This is a genomic window from Paraburkholderia xenovorans LB400, assembly GCF_000013645.1.
GTDB lineage: Bacteria > Pseudomonadota > Gammaproteobacteria > Burkholderiales > Burkholderiaceae > Paraburkholderia > Paraburkholderia xenovorans.
The window spans coordinates 706,689-722,739 of the sequence record NC_007952.1 but is presented as its reverse complement, the minus strand read 5'-3'; the positions used below and the strand labels follow the sequence as shown (position 1 = coordinate 722,739).

Sequence of the window (16,051 nt, the reverse complement as noted above, 5' to 3'; positions counted from 1 at the left end):
TCGCCGACAGCGCGATCCCTGCGCGCCGTCCAGCGTGTTTGCGCCGCGATGCCGCGATCAGTTTTTGACCTTGATCGGCCAGACGGCTTTTTGCACCGCATTGAATTGCGGATCGTATTCGACAGCAACGTCCACCTTCTTCCGGATCGCGTGCCCGTCGTACAGAATGTCGGCGATTTTCTGTTCCTGGCCGATCAGCCCGGAATCGAACTTGACGAAACTGCCGCTGCGAACTTCATACTCGAACGCGGCCCGTTCGTCGGACACCTTGAGCGTGTCCTTGAGAACGCCGATCACCTCGTCCTTATGCGTGTCATGCCATTGCCAGTAGCCCGACAGTCGCGAGAAGTAATCCCGCAGCGCGGCGACCTTGGTCGGGTCTTTCAACACCGTGGACGTCGTCGTCCATACGTTCAGCGCCGGAATCTGGGTGTCGCGGTCTAACAGCAGGATACGGCCGGCGCCCGACTTGATCGTGGGCAATATCGGGCCGAGGGCGCCGGCGTACACGTCCACCTCGCCGGCGTTGAAGCCGGCGGCCGAAGTCGCGCCATCGGCGAACTTGATGGGCTGAATGTCTTTCTCGGTCAACCCGGCTTTAACCAGCGTGGCCAGGTATTGCGAATGGTTGTAGCCGCCGTAGTTATAGCCGACCTTGTGTCCTTTGATCTCCTGCACGGTATTGATCCCGGCACTTGTCCGCACTGCGGTGACAACCGGCGGATAGTCCTTCGAATAGAAATTGCGCCAGCCCGCGACAATACGCAGCGGTGTCGACTCTTTCGTCCATTCCGTGCGCGCGTTGGCCTGTTCGATCGTGAGCGACGTATCGCCCATATGGCCCAGATCGATCCGGTTGGCGTACAGCGCCGACAGGTTGGCGGCCGGCCCTGTCAGCAGCACCCATTCGATCTGGTAAGGCGTCCCGTTGACCACGCCCGATTTGCGGATCAACGCGGGAAAGGCCGGATCCTGATATGCAATGACGAGCTTCGTGCCCTTCAGGTCGGGCGTGGTCTGGGCTGCGGCCGTACCGGACAAAGTCAGCGTGGCAGCGGCAAGAAAGACAGCCATGCCAGCGAATAATGATTTCTTCAGCGACATAAATACCTTGACTTAACGATTGAGAAAACTTCAGGACAGACTGAGCGAAAACTGTTTGAGCAAGTCGCGCTTGAGTGCGTTGAATTCGGGCGAGGTCACGTCGCGTTCGCGTGGCAGATCGACTTGCGTTTCGTGGCAGATCCGGCCTTTGGAGAGAATCACGATGCGGTCGGCAAGAATCAGCGCCTCGTCCAGGTCATGCGTCACGATGACGAGACCGAACCGGTATTTGGCCCACAGCTTCAGGACCAGGCTCTGCATGCTGCGGCGGGTGAACGCGTCCAGCGCGCTGAACGGCTCGTCCAGCAGCATGAGTTCGGGGCTGCGATAGAGCGCCCGAGCCACGGCAACACGCTGCGCCTGGCCGCCCGAGAGGCTGACGGGCCAGCTCTCCAGCTTGTCTTCGAGCCCGACGTCCTGCAGCGCGACACGGGCGCGCGCTTTTGCATCAGGCTTATGCGCGTCGTCCAGCAGCACGTTTTTCCACACGCGCAACGCCTGTATCAGCCGCGGCTCCTGGAAGACGACGGAGGTGTTCTGCGTCACCTCGGTCCTGCCGCCCGAAACGGATTCGAGGCCGGCCAGCAAGCGCAACAGCGTGGTTTTGCCCGTACCCGACGGGCCGACCAGCGCGACACACTCGCCCTTGCGGACCGTGAAGTCCACGTTGTCGAGCACCGTGTTTTCGCCGTAGCGCTTCCTGGCGCCGGACAGTCTTGCGACAACCGGCGCTGCGTCGTAGTCAGGCTGATAGGCGAGCTCAGACATGCGCACCTCTCCAGACGAGGGCCTTGCGTTCGATGAAACGCAGCAGCGCGTCCACCGCAATGCCGAGCGCCGCATAGACGAGAATGCCGGCGATGATGATATCGGTGCGCTGGAACTGGTTGGCGTTGTTCAGAATGAAGCCGATGCCGGCGCTTGCATTGATCTGCTCCGCCGCCACGAGCGCGAGCAGCGAGATGGCTGCGGAATAGCGAACGCCGACGAGTATGCCGGGCAGCGCGGTCGGCAGAATGATGAGCCGTATCTGATGCCCGCGCGTCAGGCGGAACGTGCGGCCGAGTTCCAGCAGCTTCGGGTCGATGCCGCGTATGGCGTGGTACGTGCTGAGATACATGGGCGAAATCGCCGCGCCGACGATCAACGCGACTTTGGACAGTTCGCCGATTCCGAACCAGACGACGAAGATCGGCACCAGCGCAATGAACGGTATGGTCCGCAGCATCTGCAGCACCGTGTCGAAACCGCGTTCAGCGGACTTGCTCAGACCCGCCGCCACGCCCAGCAGCAACCCCGCGCCGCCGCCGATCAGCAGCCCCAATGCCGCACGCGCCAGCGATATCTTCAGCGCATCCTGCAGATCGCCGGACTGCCACAACTCCCGATAGGCCGTCAGCACCGATGCCGGCGCCGGCAGCACGAACTCGCTGACCACACCGAGTGTCGAGGCCAACTGCCAGAGCGCGATCAACAGCACCGGGATCGCGGCCCGCAACAGCGGCTCGCGCAGCGTCGCCAGCCGCGAGGCTGTCGCGGCTGGAGCCGGTGCGGGAGCCGCGGTAAAAGTGGATTCTCTCGTAGACATATACGTCCTGAAACGTCCTGAAAAATGAAACTGACTACATGTTCGGAATGAACGAACTACTACTCAGGAGACCGCACCGAGCGCGTCCGCATCCGCCACGGCACTCGTCGCGGCATCGGCATAGCGGCTGGACGGTCGCGCGAGACCATAGTGGTCGCGTAACGTCGTACCCTCGTACTCGCGGCGGAAAATGCCTTTGCGCTGCAGCAGCGGCACGACGTGATCGACGAAGTCCGCGAGCCCTGAAGGGAAGACGTCGGCGTTGAGGTTGAAGCCGTCCGCGGCGCGACCGGCGAACCAGCGTTCGATGTCGTCCGCAATGGTCTCGGGTGTGCCCACGATCATCCGGTGTGCGCCGGGATTGCGGTCGAGCAGATCGCGAACCGTCAGGTTCTCGCCTCGGGCCAGCAGCACCGTGGAGCGGATGAATCCGCGCGACACGTCGGTACGATCGCCCTTGTCGATCAGGTCATAAGGCAACGGCGCATCCAGTTGCAGAGCGGCGGCGTCGATACCGAGAGCACCAGCGAATTTGGCGAGCTCGGCCCCGCGGTCGAGAAGCGCATCCATGTCGGCTTTACGCCGGCGCGCCTCGGCAAGAGTGCCGCCGATCACCGGGTAAAGGCCCGGCAGCACCAGCAGATGATCGGGGTGGCGTCCATGCGCGACGGCACGCGCCTTGATGTCCCGATAGAAATCCTGTGCGCCTTCGAACGTGGTCTGCGCCGTGAACACCGCATCCGCATGGCGCGCGGCCAGCGCAACACCCGCCTCCGAGCCGCCCGCCTGCACCAGCACCGGCCGCCCTTGCGGACTGCGTGGCAGGTTCAGCGGCCCGCGCACCTGAAAATGACGGCCGGCATGCGCGATGGCATGCACGCGCGCCGGGTCGGCATAGCGTCCGCTTGCGCGATCGGCGATCAGCGCATTGTCTTCCCAGCTATCCCACAGCTTCAGCACGACTTCGACGAACTCCTCGGCGCGCGCGTAACGCGCCTGCTTGTCGGGCGACTCTGCAATGCTGAAATTGGCGGCCGCTTCCGGGTCGTAGGTCGTCACGGCATTCCACGCGACCCGCCCGGCGCTCAGGTGATCCACCGACGCGAAGCGGCGCGCCAGATTGAACGGATCGTTGAAGGTGGTCGATGCGGTGCCGATCAGCCCGACATGTCGCGTCACGCCGGCAAGCGCGGTAAGCAGCACCGTCGGTTCAAGCGACTGCGCCGGCCCGTGTGCGTGGCCGCGCAACGCCACCGCGTCGGAGAGAAACACCGCGTCGAGCTTGCCGCGCTCGGCGATCTGCGCGATGGTGGTGAAGAACCCGAGGTCGATGATCGACTTCGGATTGTCGAGCGTCCGCCAGCCGGCCGGATGACGTCCCGTGCCGGTGATGTTGGTATTCAGATGCAGTGTCCGTGCCGCACTCATGTTCGTGCTCCAAAGCAATAGGTGGACCGCGCAAGCCGGTCAGTTCGCACGACGCAGCGCCGCGAGGCGTTCCTCGCTGCGGCGATGGGTCGGTGTGTCGAAGTCGATGACATTGATCGACGCAATGCCGTCGCGTTCGAGTTGCCCGACGAGCTGCAACTCCCACGCGAGGTACGCCTCCATCTGCTGCGCGGCCTGCGCCGGCGCGTAGTGATAAGGGCTGTACCAGGCGTCGTCGTCGCCGGTCAGGTTGCCTTCGTCGCCGCTGGCCTGCGGCAGGCCGAGCGCCAGCCAGCGCTGCGTACCGCCGAGCAGCGCCGCCACGCCTTCGCGCCGTTCACGCAACTGGTTGGCCAGCAGGCCGGCGAGTACGCCATCGCTGGAAGTGAGGACGAGTTGCCGCGATGCGTCGGCGTCGATCCGCTCCAACAGATCTTCGAGCGCGCTCGCCGCAACGAAGCGGGCCCCGGCGATATGGGCGCGGCGGAACGCGAGACTGCTGTCCACGTCCACCACCTGCGCGCTGCCCGCTTCGAGCGTCTGTGCAAGCTGGTCTGCTTCGATCCACTGCGTGCGGCCTCGCGTGCGGAATATCGGCAGCGGTTCGGGGCCGGTTTCGAATGCCGCGGAAGAATCGTCGTCGGCCAGCACGAATACCTGGAGATAACCCAGCTGCACGAGCCAGGAAGCCGTCATGCGCGCGCGCACGCCGTCATCGTCGGCGAGCACCACGCGTGCGTGGAGCGTTCCCACGTATTCATCGGTTGCCTGCACCAGTTGTCCGCCGGGCGCCGAGCGCCAGCCGGCACGATGGCCCGCTTCGTATTCCAGAGGAGCGCGCACGTCGAAACGGTAAAGCGTATGCGTGGCCGCTTCGCTTTCGAAACGGGCAAGCGTGGCACGGTCGATCTCGACCACGCCGGCTCGCGCCGCCGCGCGTTGCGCGAGCGTCCGCGCGCTGGCGAGCGCGGCTCCGTCGGGACGCGGCGCCGTGCTGATGCGGCCGCGTTCGAGTTCGAATCCCGACAGCAGCCATGACATTGATCCTCCCGTGAGCGCTGCAACGGGATTCGGGATACCGGCATTGACGAGCGACTGCGCACCGAGAATGCTGCGCGTGCGACCCGCGCAATTGACCACGATCAGCGTATCGGGCGACGGCGCGGCCGCGAGAGCACGGTGAACCAGCTCGGCACCCGCGCATTCGACACCGCCCGGTATGTTCATGGTCTGGTATTCGGGGAATGGCCGACTATCGAGCACCACCAGGTCCTCGCCTGCGTCCTGCAGTTGCCTGAGCGTAGGCGCATCGATATTCGGCGTATGCAGCCGATGCTCGATCACCTCGCCGAACGCCTTGCCAGGCACATTGGTCCCGCTGAACACCTCGAAGCCGGCGGCTTCCCAGCCGCTTACGCCGCCTTCGAGAATCGACACGTGTGTGTAGCCGAAGCTGGCGAGCAGTGCCGCGGCACGCGACGCATATTCGCCCGCTTCATCGACCAGCACGACCGGCGTGGTGAGGCGGGGCACGAGCTGCCCGACGACGAGGCCAAGACGACCGACAGCCGCAATGGACGAATAGAACAGCCGGCGGCGCGCGGATACCCCTTCTTCGCGGACATCGAGAATGGCGAGCTCGCGCCGGTCGGCGAGCGCTGCGCGCAACGCGGCGGGTGTAATCAGCGGAATGGTTGAGTGGCTCATTGTGGGGCTACCGGAACGTGGTGAAATAGGGAGAGCGAATTAACAGGCGGCGACTCAGAAGAATGCCGCGGTCGGCAGCGGCACCCTGAGGCCGGCCTGCTCCAGCAACGGCAGCACGGCTTCGCCGAAGTACGCGAGATCGGGCTCGAAATCGAAGAAGGTCAGTTGCACGCCGTCGATACCCGCTGCTTTCAGGCGCAGCAGATCTTCCACCACATGTTCAGGTGAACCGATGATCTGGATGTTGCCTCCCAGGACCCGCTGCTCACGTTGGTGGCCCTTCCAGGCTTTTGCGTCGCTGCGGCGGCCCGTGAAGCCATCCACCGCGCCAAAATCGGCATGCGAGAGGATCGCGTCGTGATAGGCATGCGCCTCCCGCTCGGTCGGCCGGCAGACGATCGTCGGATTGATCAGCGTGCTTACCTGCCGCCCGTGAGCCTGCGCACGCGCCTGAACTTGTGCGGTATGGGCCGGCAAGACCTCCAGCGCCGCGTCGATCTGCGCGCCCGCCGAGCTCGTGATGAAAATCAGGTCGGAGTGTTGCGCCGCGTAGTCGATTCCGGCCGCCGAACTCGTTGCGTTGACCAGCACGGGCCGGCCGAAGCGCGGCTTCGGTGAAACGAATGCGTTGCGCGTGCGATACCACTTGCCGTCGAACGTCAGGTTGTCGTCCAGCGACCAGAGCTGCTCCATCAGGTCGACGAATTCCCCGGCCATCTCGTAGCGCAGGTCGTGCTCGAAGTGGCCTTCGCGGCCGAACATCTCGGCCTCGTCGACCGAATGGCCCGTGACCATGTTCAGCCCCCACCGGCCGCCGGAAATATGATCGAGCGTTGCGCCGAACTTCGCGAGATGCAGCGGATGCCAGCCGCCGTAAAGAATATGCAGCGTCGAGATCAGCAGGATGCGGTTCGTAATGGAAGCCAGCGACGCGATCGTGATGAACGAATCGAGCGAATCGCGACGGTAGCGGGTCGTCCCGCCATGGCCGTCCTTGCCGAGCCACTGCGCGAGGCCGAACACGAGGTCGAAGCCGAGAGCCTCAGCCTTGCGGGTCAGCCGCGCGTTGTAGTCGAAGCTCCAGTCGGTCGTGCGCGGCAGCGTCGACATGGACCACCCGCCGCTCTGGATCGGCAGGAACAGGCCCAGCATCAGCGGCTGGGAGAGCGCCCGCGAAAGCGGGCTATCGGCAAAACTGGCGGGAGACAAGGTCGACATGGAACACCGCATTAAAAAATGGACGTGGAAAGTCACCAGGCTTCGCGCACCGATGCAAGCGACGAATAGCTGAAATCGCGATTTATATAGTTATCCTAGATATAAAGCCTAAGCCCGCCATCCAGGCATCCAGAAGCTCCGACCCTGACTTCGAGCCGGACCAGCGATGCGATCCACAACCATAGATTCGGGCGGTCAGTTCAATTCCGACCCGCTACGTCTTATTGCCGGTACAATATTTAGAAATTTCGGAAGAATAATTCCGTTTTATTGTAGAAGGCTGCCCAAGCCGGCCCAACCAAGCAATTCATATATGCAAATCTGTACAGCGCATCCGTTGTTGACGCATTTCGCCAGCTCCCGGCTCGCGCCCGTCTTTTCAGGATCCCGCTGATCATGGCCACTGTCACCACGAGTGAGGGAAGTGCCGAACGGCGTGAGGCGGACTCCGGCGCGCTCGCCAGAGGGCTGAACATTCTTTCGCGGCTGCACGAGGCAGCCCGGCCGCTCAGCCTGCAGGACATAGCGGAAAGCGTGGGCCTGCCCACCACCACATGCCACCGTCTGCTGCAGTCCCTGGACGTTGCCGGCTATGTGTACCGGGAAGGCTCACTGTATTGCCCGACCCCGCGCGCGGCCTGCCCGCTTCCGCTGGAACACCCACTGAACCGGTTGCGCCGCGATACCGCACCGCTCATGCGCGAGTTGCAGGAGCGGCACGGTCCGTCTGTGCTGCTCATCGCTTTCCTCGGAGACCACCGGGTGACAGTGGAATGTGTCGCGGGGAATTACAGCGTCACGCCGTATTTCGACACCACGGTCACGGCGCCGCTGCACGCGTCCGTGTCGGGCAAGATATTGCTGAGTGACCGCACAGATGAACAGCGCGACGCCTTGCTTGGCCAGGCGCCCTACTCCGCCCGCACGGAATGGACTATCCGCGACCGCGCGGCGCTCTATGCCGAACTCGAAGAGGTACGCAAGCGCGGATGGGCGACCAACCAGAATGAAAACGTGATTGGCATATGCGCCGTGGGCTCACGCCTCGCCGCCCCGTCCGGCCGCGCGCTGGGAGCGATCGTGCTGACCGGGCCGAGTCGCTTCTTCGCCAAAGGCTTCGACACCATGCGTGACGATCTGCTGCAGGCTTGCCAGATGCTGAATTCGACCTCGCATGCCATCCGTACGATGACGCAGCTCCTTGGGGTCTAGGCCGATTCCGAGGACCGGAGTCGAACACGTCGAGTGAATGGCTCCGGAGTAGACGCGCGCTCAGTTCGCGCACTAGCCAGTGGATAGCAGCCGCGCAACCTGATCCGATTTTGTCTGCACGGCGATATCTTTCGCCGTCATTCCCCGATTGTCCTTCAACGCCCGATTCGCACCACGTGCGATCAGCAGCCGCACGGTATCCGCGCGATCGTATCCCGCGGCCCACATCAGCGCGGTGAGATCGTTCCTGTAGGTGCGATTCACATCGACGCCCGCATCGAGCAACTGATTCACGACCTTCGTTTGCCCCTGACCGGCGGCGTACTCCATCGCGGTCTTGCCGATGCGATCCGTGGCAAGAGGATCCGCGTCATGCGCGAGCAGGAGCACGACGATTTCATCGAAGCCGCCATACGCGGCAGCCATCAACGGTGTAACGCCCGGCGCATTTGCGTGCCGGACGTTCGCGCCGTGGTCGATCAGCATGCGTGCCGTAGCCGCGTCGCCTCGTTTGCACGCGGTGATCAACGCGGTGTCGCCGATGCGGTTCATGGCGTCCACCGCCGCGCCGCGCTGGAGCGCCGCGAGAGCGGATGGCTGGTCGCCGTCTTTCGCGGCCGCCAGCAACTGCCTGTTTGTTTCTCCATCGCCCTGCGCATGCGCGGGAACGCATGCTCCCAAAGCGCCCGCAAGCAGCGCGACAGTCGCAACGGTACGGGTGAGAATCTCTTTCACGGTATCTCCTCCCTGCTACTGGAGATTGTTGATATAGGCGGCCAGATTGCGAATGTCGTCGTCGGTCAGATTGCGCGTTACGCTGGTCATGTTGCCCGCGTCGTTGGTCCGCGTGTGCGAGCGGAAGTCCTGCAATTGCTTGACGATGTACGGATACAGTTGACCCGAGACGCGCGGAATCTCGTTCTGGCCGGTAAAGCCGCCCAGGTGGCACATCGTGCATAACACCTCGGCTGCTTTCTTCCTTCCCGCTTCAATGCTGGCGTTATCCGACTTGAACGGAACGGACGCCGCCTTTTGCGCGGCAAAGTAATCGGCCAGATCCTGCATGTCCTCACGCGAGAGGTTGGCGGCCATCGGCGACATGCGCGGGTCGCTGCGCCGCCCTTCCTTGAAGTCCTTGAGCTCCAGATAAATATAGCGCGCGGTTTGACCGGCAAGGATCGGATAGTCCGGGTTCGTCGAATTGCCCATCGGCCCGTGACAGGCCACGCACACCTGCGCTTTCGCCTTGCCGGCCTCGGCGTCGGCGTGCGCGTTCAACGGCAGCCATGCGGCGGCGAACCAGCCGCACAGCACTGCCGTCCATGAGCGGCGCGCCCGCCCCGGCGTTCCCCGCAGCATCGGCATCGTCATGGCAACGCAAAGACGAGCACGGTGTTGCCGCGCTTGAAGTCGAGCTGCGTATTGCCGCCCGCCGCGACCGCGATGTACTGCTTGCCGTGCACCATGTATGACACCGCGGGCGCATTGACGCCGGCGCCGCACTGGAACTCCCAGAGTTTCTTGCCCGTGGCGGAATCGAATGCGCGGAACAGGCCGTTGCCTTCGCCGTTGAATACGAGGCCGCCCGCCGTCGTCAGCACGCCGCCGATGAGCGGCTGCTCGGTTTTGTAGTCCCACGCGACCTTACCCGTATCGACGTTCACGGCGGACAGCTTGCCCCATTGCTGTTCGGACGCGATCGTCTTGAACGCGCCGCCCAGCCACAGCTTGCTGCCGCCCGGATAGGCGGCGTCCTCGACCTGATACGTCATCGGCTGATGCAGATTGGCCGCATACACGAGACGCGTGTGCGGATCGAATGCCATAGGCGACCACTCGACTCCGCCGTTCGCGCCAGGCAGCATCCGCGCGCCGGCGGCGGTCGGCAACGTCCACATGTTCTCCTGCGGAATCATCGCCTGCGAATAGCGGATCAGCCGTCCAGTCGCGCGATCGTGAACGTACACGTGACCGGTCTTGCCGCCGTGCACCACGCCCGGAATCATCCTGCCGTTGTTGTCGCGTACGTCGATCAGCATCGGCGGGCTCACGGCGTCCAGGTCCCACACGTCGTGCGGCACATACTGGTAGTGCCATTTGTATTTGCCGGTGTCCAGATCGATCGCGACGAGCGAATCCGTATAGAGGTTGTCTCCCGGCCGGATTGCGCCATACAGGTCAGGCGAGGGATTGCCGACGACGAAGAACACCGTATGCGTCTGCCGATCGATTGCGGGCGCCATCCACACGCCGCCGCCGAGCGTCTTGTAGAAGTCGCCGCCTTTCTCGGCAAGCTGCTTTTTCTCGGCGTCGATGTCGCGCTTCCCGTCGCGGCCGGTAGCGTCCTTCGTGGCCCACACACCTTCCTGGCCGGTTTCCGGAATCGTATAGAAGGTCCACAGCAATTGACCGGAGTTTGCGTCGAACGCCTTGAGGAAACCGCGAATGCCATATTCGCCGCCGTTCGTGCCGATCAACACCTTGCCGTCGACCACGGTCGGCGCCATCGTTTCCGAATAGCCTTCATCGGGATCGGCGATCTGCGTTTGCCACAACACGCTGCCGGTTTTTGCGTCGAGCGCGACGAGCTTCGCGTCGAGGGTGCCCATGTAGAGACGGTCGCCGGCTATGGCCACGCCGCGATTGTTGGGCCCGCAACAAAACGTAGTGACCGCGCCCATCTTGTGCTTGTAGTGCCAGAATTCCTTGCCCGTCACCGCATCGACCGCATACACGTGATTAAACGAGGTGGTAATGAACATCACGCCGTTCGATACGATCGGCGCCGTTTCCATCGACTCGTTGACGGCTGTCTGGAAGATGAAAGCCGGCCTGAGTTTCGACACGTTCGTTTTGTTGATTTGTGCACCGCGGTAGTAGCGCGTCTGCGCGTACGAACCGTTCGAAAGCAGCCAGTCGTTCGACGTGGTGGCTGCCCGGTCGAGCTGTTCCTGGCTCACGGGTTGCAGCGTCGACGGCACCGGCGAGCTCGTGGTGGTCGAACTGTTCTGAACTTCGTCCGCGGCATACGCGGCGGGCAAGCCGAATGCAATGGCAAGCAGGGAAAGACCAATAGCGTCTGGAATGCGAATGAATGGCATGAGCGTCTCCTTGGCTTTTTATCGTTCAAGAATTTCAGCGCTGGAGTGCGGCATTCATCCACGCGAGCGACGGCGTAGAAAAGCAGGATGGCGCAACCCTCTCAAACAACAAAAGCGTACGATTTAGAACCGTTGATTGCTTTGTCAGAATGGGTCGGCTGCGCATGGATGGGTGGAGGGAATGCTCTCTTCCCCAAAAGGCCGGCTCGCTTAAGCGTAGGCGATACGCCCGGGATTTTCCAGACTCTCAATGGGTTTTGATGCGCATTTTAGTCAGCACCGCTTCACACCGCTTTACACATATGACGAGTTCGCGGATCGGCCGGTCACACGACCCCTGGCCCAACGGAACTCCGGCGCGAATCGCCAGACGAGCAGCAACAACGCAAGCAGCGCGGGACACCAGCGCAAGTCGGTCGGCACCGGTTCGCGGTGCGCGAATCGCACGTCGAGCATGGCATCGCTCAACGCCTCGGCTCCCAACAGGCGGCGGTATCCGAAGCCGATCTGTGCGGCCACGGCAGCAAGATAATGCCCGTGCAGTGCGGACAGTTCCTCGTGGCTTTCCGCCTGCGTTGCGGAACCCGGCTGCGGTGGAACCTGGATCACATCGTCTGCCTGCCAGTAGCCGTTGCGATTACCGTCGGCATCGGTGTGCGGAATGGGCGCGGCCTGATCGCCGCCGACGCCGATCAGCCACCCCGTCACCCGAGCAGGGTTGATGTCCCGCGTCGGCGCATCCGAAGGCAGCACCGGCGGCGCCTCCTGGCCATCGGTGACGAACACCACGGCCGCGCCATGCCCGACATCCTGCGCCACGCGAACCGCAGAATAGACGCCGCCCTCGGCAATGCGGCTCCAGTTGGTCCAGCGCATGTGCCAGTCGATCCTGTCGAGCGACGAAAGCAGCGCGTCATAGTTGCCGCAGACTTCGACGGGCGGCAGCAACAGCAAGGTCCGCTGACCGGTGAACACGCTCCAGCCCACCTTCGAGCCGCACGGCAATCGTCCGATCGCGTCGCGCATCGCCGACCGCGCGAACCCCAGCCGGCTCACCGGCACACCATTCAGCGCGACGTCTTCGACGTCCATGCTTTGCGTAATGTCGAAGGTGACGATATAGCTGAACGTATTGCGCGGCAGCACCACGCGAGGCATGGCAACCGCCGCGATCAGCAACAGCAGCGCCGCGGGTGTCGCCCAGTGTCGTCCGCGGGAAAACCCACGGGTCCACTCGCGGAAGCTCATGGCAGGTCCTTGCTCTGCGGATCACTGACCTTGACGTTGTGCTGCGACTTGACCTCGGGCGAATCGTTCGAGGCGTGCGTTTCAGGCGCAAGCCACAGCGCCCGTTCGAGGTTGTAGCGTGCATCCCAGTCGTCCGGTGCCGCACGCAGCAACGTGCGGTAGCGCGCCTTCGCTTCCTCGATCATCGCGACCGACTGCACTGTGCCGGACGGGTTGTTGCCCAAACTCTCCCGCAGGTACATGTTGCCGAGATCGAACAGCGCCGCGCGCCCGATTTCGTCAAGGTGATCGTCTCGAATCAGGTCCTCGAAGAGTGGACCTGCCGCATCGTAGGCACCGGCGTTCGACAGCGCGATGGCACGCGCGAGTCTGACCTCGCGGAAGTCGCCGTTGCCGTTGCCGTTGCCGTTGCCGTTGCCGTTGCCGTTGCCGTTGCCGTTGCCGCGTTCGCCGTGTTCGTTGCGCGGGGCGCCTGCGGCGCCGCTTTTGGCCGCCGCTTTGCCTGTTTCAGCCGCTGCTGCGGCCACCGCCTGATTGACGTGTTGCGCGTGCCGCAGACGAGCCCAGTCATACGCCGCGACACCGGTGCAGCACAGTGCGACAGCCGCGAAAATCACATGAATGGATGTGCGCTTCATGACCAGACCCGCACCTGAAGCAGCCGCAAGGTCAGCAGGAGCACACACGCCGACAGCGCCACGGCGAAACAATACGGGCTGAGATCCTGTCGCGGCAGACGCTCGACAAACGAAGTCCGCGCGTTCTGCTGCCGGTTGATCTCCGCCATTGCGTCCTTCATCGCTCGCGCGTTACCGGCCTGGAAAAGCCGGTACGGTGTCTTCAGCGAGAGAAAGTAGCGATGCAGTTCGGCTTCGGCCGAAGACTCATTCGCGGGAACCGCGGCGTTCAGGTCGGGACTGTAGGTGCCGCTGCGCAAGTAGATAAAGTAAAGCGCGATCTGGTTGCGCGTCAGTCCATCCTGAATGAGCCGTCGTACCTGTGTGTCGAGTCTCGCGCCGCCGTCCGAGACGAGAACGATCGCCCGGCGGCCCGAGGAGGCCCGTCCATTGAACTCGCCGATCGCCGCCAGCAGCCCACGGTCGAGTTGCGTGTCCGGCATGCCGCGGCCCACCGCCGTGCCCGCAATTGCCGCCGCGATCGCACGGTGGTCGTAGGTGAACGGCATCGCAAGCACGGGGCTCGTGCCGAACATCATGAACGCGAGCCGGTCGTTGGGCCGCTGCGCGACGAAGTTCGTCAACGAAGCACGCGCCACCTTGTTCTTCGACTCGCCCGCCGGCGACTCTACGCCTTTGCTGTTCATCGTTTCGTCCATGCTCGCACTGCGATCCATCAGGATCAGAATCTGGGCTCCGCTGCCCGTACGCAGCACCTGCCGCTGCGAGCGTCCCGGACCAGCCAGGCCGAACACGATAGCCACCATCGCCAGCACGGCACTGCCGCGCCCGATCAAGCCGATCCATTGTCCGATGCGATCGTCCGGCAGCCATGCAACCCAGGAGAAGGCGAGCGCGTCGCCGCGCCGTCGCAACAACGGCAGCGCGGCCAGCGGCAACAGCACGAGCAGCCACGGATAGGCAAAGTCGAACACCGTGTTCATCGTTGATGGCGCTGCTCCGCGCGATACAGCGCGCGGCATAGCCCCCGCAATGGATAAGGCGCTAGCGCTGGTGCGGGCGTGAAAAACCGCTCGCCGGATTGCTGATAGAACTGTTCGAGCTGCGCGTGTAGCGGCTGCAAATACGGCGCTCGCGCGAACAGGCTGGGCAGCGAACCCGCGTGAACGACATGGCCGGCCGTTTCGTTCAGTGCGCGGTGCAGGCAAAGCCACGCGTCCGCGGACATGTCGGCGTTCGGCCCGTCCAGGCGCCGCATCTGCCGCCAGGCGCGCGCGAAAGGCAGCCGCGCCGACTCGCGCCAGTTGCGCCACAGCCACCAGCCGGCCCACGAGAGCAACGTCAGCAGCAACAGGCCGAGCGCGAAAGCCGCCTGCCTTCGCAGCGGCGCGGTCGGCATCAAGGGAGCCTGCCGGTCGGGCCGCATCCGTTGCAGGTCGCCGGCCTCGAAGGCGTCGGCAGAGGTTATCGGACCGATGCTGAGCGGCCACTCCGCAACCTGCAGCGTCGCACCGGATGCCGAGGTCAATGTCAATGCCGGCAACGCAATCCGGGTGAGCGTGGGCGCGACGTTGACGATCTGGTAGTCGATTGCCATCCACCGCCGACCTTCGGCATCGGTTTCGATCCGCGCAGGCCGCCGTTCGAGCCACGCGCCGGTGCGGCCTATGGAAGGCGGCGCGACCGAACCGACATCGTTATCGCCGGCGCGCAGCAGGATGCGTTGCGTGACGATGTCGCCGAGCAGATGGCCGAAAGCACGCGGCTCCTGAACCGTCGGCTGAAGGACATCGCCCGAGCCGGCAGCGACGCTTATCGCAGGCGCCAATGCCAACACCAACGTCAACGTCAACGCGAGCGCCGAGACAAACCTCGTTGCGCCTGACGCCTCGCAAAGCGACCTTCCTGATCTGCCAACGCCGCGCCCGTCAGGTCTCATGCGATCGTCTCCAGAAAGTAGCGCGACATCGCCTCCGGATCAAAAGCGCTCTCGACATAAAACGGCTGGATGCCGCGCTTGCCGAACACGTTCGCGAGCTCCGCGCGCCGCCGCGCAACGGCCTCGCGCCAACGCTCGCGCACGCTGCCGCGCAGCCATAGCGTGCGCTGCCGGGCGGACTCCGCATCGTTGACCGCGAGCAGCGAACCGCCGTTCGGCGGGGCGATTTCAGCGGCATCCCAGACCACTATCGGGACCACACAGGCGTGAACCAGCAAATCGAGTACGGCCGGCAATGCGGCGAGTGGCCAATGAAAATCCGAAACGAGGAAAATCAGCGCCTGCCGTCCGGCCAGCGCCGAAGCGGCGCGTTGCAGCCCGGCGATGCCACCGCTTCCGGCGGCGTCGCTCGCGCTCTCACTCTCGCGCAACATCGTCGCGAGCAGGTTGCCGACGCCGCGGCCATATCGCGCCGGCATGAAAAGATCGTCGCGCGCGCGGGTGTCGAAGGCGAGCATGCCCAACGGATCGCCGACACGGAACGCGCTGTATCCCAACGCTTCGACAAAGTCCGCGGCAACCTGCGACTTCGTCCGGCGCTTGCCGAAGTGCATCGACGCCGAGACATCGACGATCACCTGCACCGGCACGGCGGCGCGCTGCAGATGAACCCGCACCAGCCACTCCGAGCGCGCGGCGCGCACGCTCGCGCGCAGATCCAGGCGGCGCGGATCCGGGTAATCGAAGAGACGCCCGTGCATCGCGAATTCCTGGCCGGCGCCGAAACTCGATCCCGGATGCGAGCCGGGACGAAATCCGCCTGCGCGCATCGGCAAACGGTAGTGAAATTCCGCTGTCCCGTTCATGG

Annotated in this window: 15 protein-coding genes; 1 reads left to right on the top strand and 14 read right to left on the bottom strand. The window is 63.9% G+C overall.

The window, feature by feature from the left end:
* Positions 1-57: 57 nt before the first annotated feature.
* The 6 genes from BXE_RS25175 to BXE_RS25150 form a co-directional block, all read right to left on the bottom strand.
* Positions 58-1,074 (bottom strand): ABC transporter substrate-binding protein, encoded by a 1,017-nt coding sequence (locus tag BXE_RS25175; RefSeq protein ID WP_233518978.1) that lies wholly within the window; start codon positions 1,072-1,074, stop codon positions 58-60.
* A 60-nt stretch (positions 1,075-1,134) separates the two neighbouring features.
* Positions 1,135-1,872, bottom strand: a complete 738-nt coding sequence (locus BXE_RS25170) for an ABC transporter ATP-binding protein (protein WP_011490947.1) — start codon at positions 1,870-1,872, stop codon at positions 1,135-1,137.
* The gene (locus BXE_RS25165; RefSeq protein ID WP_011490946.1) at positions 1,865-2,692 is read right to left on the bottom strand and encodes an ABC transporter permease; all 828 of its coding nucleotides are present in this window, start codon (positions 2,690-2,692) and stop codon (positions 1,865-1,867) included. The genes BXE_RS25170 and BXE_RS25165 overlap by 8 nt, the downstream gene beginning before the upstream one ends.
* 63 nt (positions 2,693-2,755) lie before the next feature.
* Positions 2,756-4,120 carry an LLM class flavin-dependent oxidoreductase gene (locus BXE_RS25160; protein ID WP_011490945.1) on the bottom strand — a complete coding sequence of 455 codons (1,365 nt, stop codon included), beginning with the start codon at positions 4,118-4,120 and terminating at the stop codon, positions 2,756-2,758.
* Positions 4,121-4,159: 39 nt separating this feature from the next.
* Positions 4,160-5,827 (bottom strand): rhodanese-like domain-containing protein, encoded by a 1,668-nt coding sequence (locus BXE_RS25155; protein ID WP_011490944.1) that lies wholly within the window; start codon positions 5,825-5,827, stop codon positions 4,160-4,162.
* Positions 5,828-5,881: 54 nt separating this feature from the next.
* Positions 5,882-7,045, bottom strand: a complete 1,164-nt coding sequence (locus tag BXE_RS25150; protein WP_011490943.1) for an LLM class flavin-dependent oxidoreductase — start codon at positions 7,043-7,045, stop codon at positions 5,882-5,884.
* A 396-nt stretch (positions 7,046-7,441) separates the two neighbouring features.
* On the opposite strand from BXE_RS25150, the gene BXE_RS25145 reads away from it, so the two are divergent.
* Positions 7,442-8,257, top strand: a complete 816-nt coding sequence (locus BXE_RS25145; RefSeq protein ID WP_011490942.1) for an IclR family transcriptional regulator — start codon at positions 7,442-7,444, stop codon at positions 8,255-8,257.
* Positions 8,258-8,329: 72 nt separating this feature from the next.
* Here BXE_RS25145 and BXE_RS25140 read toward each other — a convergent pair whose 3' ends face one another.
* The 8 genes from BXE_RS25140 to BXE_RS25105 all read right to left on the bottom strand — a co-directional run bounded on the left by BXE_RS25140 (position 8,330) and on the right by BXE_RS25105 (position 16,049).
* Positions 8,330-8,992 (bottom strand): ankyrin repeat domain-containing protein, encoded by a 663-nt coding sequence (locus BXE_RS25140; RefSeq protein ID WP_011490941.1) that lies wholly within the window; start codon positions 8,990-8,992, stop codon positions 8,330-8,332.
* A gap of 15 nt (positions 8,993-9,007) precedes the next feature.
* Positions 9,008-9,628: a c-type cytochrome gene (locus BXE_RS25135; protein WP_011490940.1), complete on the bottom strand. Its 621-nt coding sequence runs from the start codon at positions 9,626-9,628 to the stop codon at positions 9,008-9,010.
* Positions 9,625-11,358 (bottom strand): pyrroloquinoline quinone-dependent dehydrogenase, encoded by a 1,734-nt coding sequence (locus tag BXE_RS25130; protein WP_011490939.1) that lies wholly within the window; start codon positions 11,356-11,358, stop codon positions 9,625-9,627. Before BXE_RS25130 ends, BXE_RS25135 begins: the two co-directional genes overlap by 4 nt.
* A gap of 294 nt (positions 11,359-11,652) precedes the next feature.
* Positions 11,653-12,606, bottom strand: coding sequence for a VWA domain-containing protein (locus tag BXE_RS25125; RefSeq protein ID WP_011490938.1), 954 nt, complete (start codon positions 12,604-12,606; stop codon positions 11,653-11,655).
* Positions 12,603-13,244 (bottom strand): hypothetical protein, encoded by a 642-nt coding sequence (locus BXE_RS25120; RefSeq protein ID WP_011490937.1) that lies wholly within the window; start codon positions 13,242-13,244, stop codon positions 12,603-12,605. The genes BXE_RS25125 and BXE_RS25120 overlap by 4 nt, the downstream gene beginning before the upstream one ends.
* The gene (locus tag BXE_RS25115; RefSeq protein WP_011490936.1) at positions 13,241-14,227 is read right to left on the bottom strand and encodes a vWA domain-containing protein; all 987 of its coding nucleotides are present in this window, start codon (positions 14,225-14,227) and stop codon (positions 13,241-13,243) included. Before BXE_RS25115 ends, BXE_RS25120 begins: the two co-directional genes overlap by 4 nt.
* Positions 14,224-15,183 (bottom strand): hypothetical protein, encoded by a 960-nt coding sequence (locus BXE_RS25110; RefSeq protein WP_011490935.1) that lies wholly within the window; start codon positions 15,181-15,183, stop codon positions 14,224-14,226. The genes BXE_RS25115 and BXE_RS25110 overlap by 4 nt, the downstream gene beginning before the upstream one ends.
* Entirely contained in the window at positions 15,180-16,049 is an 870-nt protein-coding gene (locus tag BXE_RS25105) for a DUF58 domain-containing protein (RefSeq protein WP_011490934.1), read from the bottom strand. Before BXE_RS25105 ends, BXE_RS25110 begins: the two co-directional genes overlap by 4 nt.
* Positions 16,050-16,051 lie beyond the last annotated feature (2 nt).

What these genes read in the sequence shown, in the direction of transcription:
- BXE_RS25175 (WP_233518978.1), bottom strand. Translation starts at nt 1,074, where the DNA reads ATGGCTGTCTTTCTTGCCGCTGCCACGCTGACTTTGTCCGGTACGGCC.
- BXE_RS25170 (WP_011490947.1), bottom strand. Translation starts at nt 1,872, where the DNA reads ATGTCTGAGCTCGCCTATCAGCCTGACTACGACGCAGCGCCGGTTGTC.
- BXE_RS25165 (WP_011490946.1), bottom strand. Translation starts at nt 2,692, where the DNA reads ATGTCTACGAGAGAATCCACTTTTACCGCGGCTCCCGCACCGGCTCCA.
- BXE_RS25160 (WP_011490945.1), bottom strand. Translation starts at nt 4,120, where the DNA reads ATGAGTGCGGCACGGACACTGCATCTGAATACCAACATCACCGGCACG.
- BXE_RS25155 (WP_011490944.1), bottom strand. Translation starts at nt 5,827, where the DNA reads ATGAGCCACTCAACCATTCCGCTGATTACACCCGCCGCGTTGCGCGCA.
- BXE_RS25150 (WP_011490943.1), bottom strand. Translation starts at nt 7,045, where the DNA reads ATGTCGACCTTGTCTCCCGCCAGTTTTGCCGATAGCCCGCTTTCGCGG.
- BXE_RS25145 (WP_011490942.1), top strand. Translation starts at nt 7,442, where the DNA reads ATGGCCACTGTCACCACGAGTGAGGGAAGTGCCGAACGGCGTGAGGCG.
- BXE_RS25135 (WP_011490940.1), bottom strand. Translation starts at nt 9,628, where the DNA reads ATGACGATGCCGATGCTGCGGGGAACGCCGGGGCGGGCGCGCCGCTCA.
- BXE_RS25130 (WP_011490939.1), bottom strand. Translation starts at nt 11,358, where the DNA reads ATGCCATTCATTCGCATTCCAGACGCTATTGGTCTTTCCCTGCTTGCC.
- BXE_RS25125 (WP_011490938.1), bottom strand. Translation starts at nt 12,606, where the DNA reads ATGAGCTTCCGCGAGTGGACCCGTGGGTTTTCCCGCGGACGACACTGG.
- BXE_RS25120 (WP_011490937.1), bottom strand. Translation starts at nt 13,244, where the DNA reads ATGAAGCGCACATCCATTCATGTGATTTTCGCGGCTGTCGCACTGTGC.
- BXE_RS25115 (WP_011490936.1), bottom strand. Translation starts at nt 14,227, where the DNA reads ATGAACACGGTGTTCGACTTTGCCTATCCGTGGCTGCTCGTGCTGTTG.
- BXE_RS25110 (WP_011490935.1), bottom strand. Translation starts at nt 15,183, where the DNA reads ATGAGACCTGACGGGCGCGGCGTTGGCAGATCAGGAAGGTCGCTTTGC.
- BXE_RS25105 (WP_011490934.1), bottom strand. Translation starts at nt 16,049, where the DNA reads ATGAACGGGACAGCGGAATTTCACTACCGTTTGCCGATGCGCGCAGGC.